4 protein-coding genes and 1 pseudogene are annotated in these 5,034 nt (G+C 50.4%); 3 read left to right on the top strand and 2 right to left on the bottom strand.

What is annotated here, in order from left to right; all coding sequences use genetic code 11:
- The 3 genes and pseudogenes from AC4MRN_RS19455 to AC4MRN_RS19445 all read left to right on the top strand — a co-directional run.
- A pseudogene (locus AC4MRN_RS19455) lies at nucleotides 1–209 on the top strand (phosphotransferase family protein); the annotation flags it as partial.
- 2 nt (nucleotides 210–211) lie between these two features.
- Nucleotides 212–910, top strand: coding sequence for a histidine phosphatase family protein (locus AC4MRN_RS19450; RefSeq protein WP_491204242.1), 699 nt, complete (start codon nucleotides 212–214; stop codon nucleotides 908–910).
- Between the two features lie 11 nt (nucleotides 911–921).
- Nucleotides 922–1,668 (top strand): SDR family oxidoreductase, encoded by a 747-nt coding sequence (locus tag AC4MRN_RS19445; protein WP_491204241.1) that lies wholly within the window; start codon nucleotides 922–924, stop codon nucleotides 1,666–1,668.
- Nucleotides 1,669–1,742: 74 nt separating this feature from the next.
- On the opposite strand, the gene AC4MRN_RS19440 is transcribed toward AC4MRN_RS19445, so the two are convergent.
- On the bottom strand, nucleotides 1,743–4,415 hold the full coding sequence (locus AC4MRN_RS19440) for a TonB-dependent receptor (protein ID WP_491204240.1): 2,673 nt from the start codon (nucleotides 4,413–4,415) through the stop codon (nucleotides 1,743–1,745).
- 407 nt (nucleotides 4,416–4,822) lie between these two features.
- The coding region (locus AC4MRN_RS19435; protein WP_491204239.1) for a DUF1569 domain-containing protein at nucleotides 4,823–5,034 on the bottom strand (212 nt) is incomplete at its 5' end.

Here is a 5,034-nt window from a genome sequence, read left to right as displayed (position 1 = left end):
TTGTCGATTATTACCTGTCAAACATGTCACTGGACGTGGATGATTTTCGTTTTTACGAAGTCTACGGGTTGTTCAGGCTCGCTGCGATTGCCCAACAAATTTACTACCGGTACCATCACAAACAAACCCGCAACCCGGCGTTTAAACGTTTCTGGTTATTTGTGCATTATTTACTGTGGCGCTGCGAGCGCGCTATAAAGGGGCGGTAGCCATGAGCTGTGTGTATCTACTTCGCCATGGGCAAGCCAGTTTTGAAGCAGACGACTACGATGCGTTGTCGGGTACCGGCGAGCAACAGGCTCATCGCACCGGCGCAGATCTGGCGCGCAGGGGGATTACCTTTAATAAAGTCGTGTGTGGCGGAATGCAGCGTCACGGCCAGACACTGGCGCAGTTGCAAAAAGGCTACGGCGCGGCATTGCCAGCAGCGCCAGTTAACCCGGATTGGAACGAAATCGATCATCACAACATACTGGGCGTATTCGACGAGCGACTGGCTACGGCAGCCAGCATGCGACAATACTTAATGGCGCAACCTGAGCCAGAGAAGGCGTTTTTGAACGTGTTTACCCAGGCGGTTCACCGCTGGCAAAGCGGTAAGTATAACGACGACTATGCGGAGTCCTGGTGCAACTTCAGAAGACGGGTCCTGAAAGCGCTTGAAGCGACCTTCGTGGAGCTGGAAAAAGGGGAACAGGCGCTGGTGGTAACGTCTGGTGGCCCAATCGCACTGGTGTTCTCAAGCCTGATGCAGCTCCCTGAACAAAATTGGTTTAGCCTGAACTGGACACTGGTAAATACTGGGATCACAAAAATTCTTCGCACCGGCGGCCGCTTCATGGTGTCATCGGTAAACGAACATCAGCATTTGGATACACCGGCCAGTCGCTCGATGATTACCTACAAATAAAGAGAACAACAATGCGTAAAAATATTTTGATTACCGGCGCGAGTTCGGGCCTGGGCCACGGCATGGCGGTAGAGTTTGCCAAACAGGGCTGCAACCTGGCGCTCTGTGCGCGTCGCGTAGAAAGGCTTGAGGAGCTGAAAGCACAGCTAGAAAGCATTAACCCTAGCATCAAGGTGTTTATCCGGTCGTTAGATGTAAACGATCACGATGCGGTATTCAGTGTGTTTAAGGCGTTTCGCGATGACATGGGCACGTTGGACCGGGTGATAGTGAATGCCGGTATGGGTAAAGGTGCGTCAATTGGTACCGGGTATTTTCATGCCAACAAACAAACCGCGATAACCAATTTTGTGTCGGCCGTTGCTCAGTGTGAAGCGGCTATGGACATTTTTCGCGAGCAGAACGCCGGTCATCTCGTGACTATCTCTTCCATTAGCGCTGTGCGGGGCTTCCGCCGGGCCATGACAGTTTATGCGGCTACCAAAGCGGCGATCACGTCGCTGTCGGAAGGTATTCGCATAGACGTGCGCAACACGCCCATAAAAGTAACCTGTATTCACCCCGGGTTTATCCGCAGTGAAATAAACGACAAGGTAGAAAAAGTACCGTTTATTGTGGATACCGAAACGGGTTGCAAAGCCATGGTAAAGGCTATCAACAAAGAGACGGCAAACAGCTATGTGCCGACCTGGCCGTGGGCCTGGTTACACTGGATTTTACGCATCGCGCCGCAAAGCTGGATTGCCAAAATGAGCTAAGTTGGTTCAGTTTAAAAAAGATAAAAGAAACCCGCCAAATGGCGGGTTTCTTAATGCTTAAAATAAAGCTGAGTTTACATTCTGTAACGCACACCCAGGGAGAAGGTGCGGTCGCGAATGTAGGTATCACGAGGATATAAACGGGCATCGGCTGCAGAGTCACCGCCGAAGTAATCGTTGGCGACGTCATCGGCCAGGTTGGTGCCGTCGAAGCTGATAGTCAGGTTTTCATTTACGTCGTAGTTCACCGAGAAGTCCAGTGAGCTGATGGCTTCGTGAATGACTGAGCTTCCAGGCTGGTCGCCAGCTTCATTGAAGCTGCCGTACCATTCGCTACGCCAGTTGTAAGCCAGACGCACGTTAAGGCCTTCACGCTCATACATCAGGATAGCGTTGTAAGACTTGTCTGATACGTTAGGCAGCGGCTCCATAATCCCTTCGGCGTTTTCTGCTTCGTGGTCCATTAACGTGGTGTTCAGTTGGATACCCAGGCCGTCCAGCATGTCAGGCAGGTTTTCGAAGAACTGGGTATAGGCCAGCTCAACCCCTTCAAGGGAACCTGCGCCACTGTTTACCGGGCGGGTGATCGAGAACTCGTTCCCATTGATGGTTTCAGGGATCGCAACGTACTTCACATAACCGTCGATATCGCGGTAGAACACGGTTGCGGTTAATGAACTGGCTTCACCAAAGTACCATTCTGCTGCCAGGTCGTAGTTTTGTGACTCTACGGCATCCAGCTCAGGGTTCCCGCCGTTGCCGTAGCCCAGCGTACCGGTTTCTGAAGGCAGGAAGTAGGTTGCACTTGGGTTCAGGTCTGCAAAGTTTGGACGATTAATGGTTTTGCCGTAGGCTGCACGAAGGAACACTTCATCGGCTACCTGCAGACGCATGTTCACTGCCGGTAACACCTGCGTTGAACTGGTGTCGACCGTAATTGGCGTAACCACGCCATCGGTAATGCTGTTGCCGTTCAGTTCAGATTCCAGCTTAACAACGCGCACACCGGCTTCACCGTCTAACAGCATGTCGCCAATTTCAGTAGAGAAGTTAGCCTGTGCATAAATCGCATAGTTGTTTTCTGTGTTGTCGTAATAGCGCGCTGGCAGGAAGTCCGGGTCGTCACGTGAGTAACCCATGGCCTCTCGGATATCACCACGGTTAGCTAGCAAGTAAGAGGCGTTAGGCGTTAACCACTGCGTATTGTTCAGTGATGTAACGTCGCTCATGTAGCCGGCTGGCGAGTAATCTTCCAGACCCGGGAATTCGGTAAGCGGTATATTCCGGCCTGAGATGTTGCCACGGCCGCCGGTATCGGCTTCCTGATTAAAGGCAGAACGCTCGTTAATACGCAGGCCTACATCAACAGAGTGGATCCATGAATCCAACGCAATGTTCGCATCCAAGGTCCAGTCAATGGCATCACCTTCCTGATGACCCAGGCTGTCAAAGTTAGTCCACAGGGAGTACTGGCTAAGATCGGTCATGTCATATGGCTGACCGTTCGCGTCGAGGATTTGTACGTCAGAGATGCCCGCGCCGTTTTTGTCGAAGTCATAAATAATGGTGTCGGCAAAAAACGCTAAATCAAGAATAAAGCCTTTGTTGTTGGCTTCTGTGTCGGTGTACGCCAGGTCAGACTTAACGGTGATGTTGTCGAAATACCACTTGCCGCCCAGTGCAAACTGGTAGGTTTCAGACTCGTTGAAGAACGACTGGTTACTGGTAATGGTACCCGGTGCATCCGGACGAACCACAGACTGCGCCACGTTAGAGCCTTCTTTGTACGACTCAACATAACCATTACCCCAGCCACCCCAGCTAGGGATGGGTACCCAGAAGTTAAGCTGGCTGTTTTGCTCGTATTTCACTCCAAATACATCAAGGTAATAAGTGCTGTTGCTGTTCGGCTCGAACTGGAATGTCGCGTTGAATGAGTCGCGAGAGCGGTCACCGTAACGGAAATAACCACCGATAACGTTCGGTGCAAGTGCAGGCTCGCCAGCTACATTCAGCGGTGCAGAATTCGGGTTGTTGACTACCGAGTCTGGCAATGCAAACGGGGCCGTTACGAAGTTTACCTGGTCCTGAAAATCACGGCTTTGATGCGACACGCTTAACATAGCGCCAAAGCGGCCGTTGCTGTTATCCCAGTTGTTATTCAGTGTGACGCTGCCAATGGGATTCCAGGATTCAGCCTCATCGCTGTACACATAACGTAAACCGCCTGCAGCAGAGAAGCCATCATCAAAGTCAAATGGCTTACGCAGTTGGATATCGATACTACCTGCAATACCTCCTTCGATATCAGACGCGCTGATCGACTTTTTCACGTCTACCGAGTAAACCAGATCAGCAGGCACGTCGGTCAGTGACAACGAGCGGCCGGTTGTTGTGAAAATATTGCGGCCATTCATGGTTGTTACGATGTCGGGTAAACCGCGAATCAGAACCTGAGCTACTTCACCGTTTGTACGCGCAACCTGAATACCGGTGACGCGCTGCAGAGCTGCAGCCACACTGTTGTCGGGTAGTTTACCAATGTCTTCGGCCACGATGAGGTCAGAGATATTCGACGCATTCATTTTCATATTTTGCGCGGAGTTTAAGCTGGCTTTTACACCGCGTACGTCGATGATTTCAATAGTGTCTTCGGTGGGTTGCGTGTTGCTGGTGTCCTGAGCGTAAAGAGACTGTGAAGCCAATGCGGCCAATATAGCACTGGCTACCTGTGCACGTTTAAACATGTATCTTCTCCAAGAATGTTTGTAGTTGCGCAACCATCACGAATTACCCTGCCGATCAATACCGTGTTGTGTTGCGCGTAGTAAGGTTTACGACCATCCCGTATTAGGCGTCGCTAATTGTTCTTATTGTTATTCTTGGGTAAGGATACTATTGTATGATAATATTATAGTCAACATTTCATTAACGATTGTTAATGAAGAAATAGAGATTCTCTTGGTTTTATTGATGTATATCTATATTAATCAGTGTTTTATGGTTTCTTGGGTAGAGAGTGTGACAGGTGTTACTGTAGCGGTGAACAGGCATTCACCGCTTTAAAACGCAAAAAATGTTAATGTTTTGTATAACGAATAGTCAGTGATTTTGGCTCGAATTAGGATAACTGCAAGCATTATGCGGCTTGATATCAGGTTATTTGCTCGAAGTGATTGCGTACATGCATAACGTGGGCGAGGGCATATTCCGCTTTACTCAATGCGCCATAGGCAAAATGCTCAGCGAGCGGCCCTGTGTGTGCGTGAAACCGGTCCAGCGCCTCCACTAATTGGCCAATAGCCGCGTCAGCGGTCAGCGATGTCGGGGTATCTGGTGCGCCGGGGATGGGTTCTTCCAGGTTGT

The organism is Marisediminitalea sp. (genome assembly GCF_984433645.1).
This window is presented reverse-complemented; position numbering and strand designations above follow the sequence as displayed.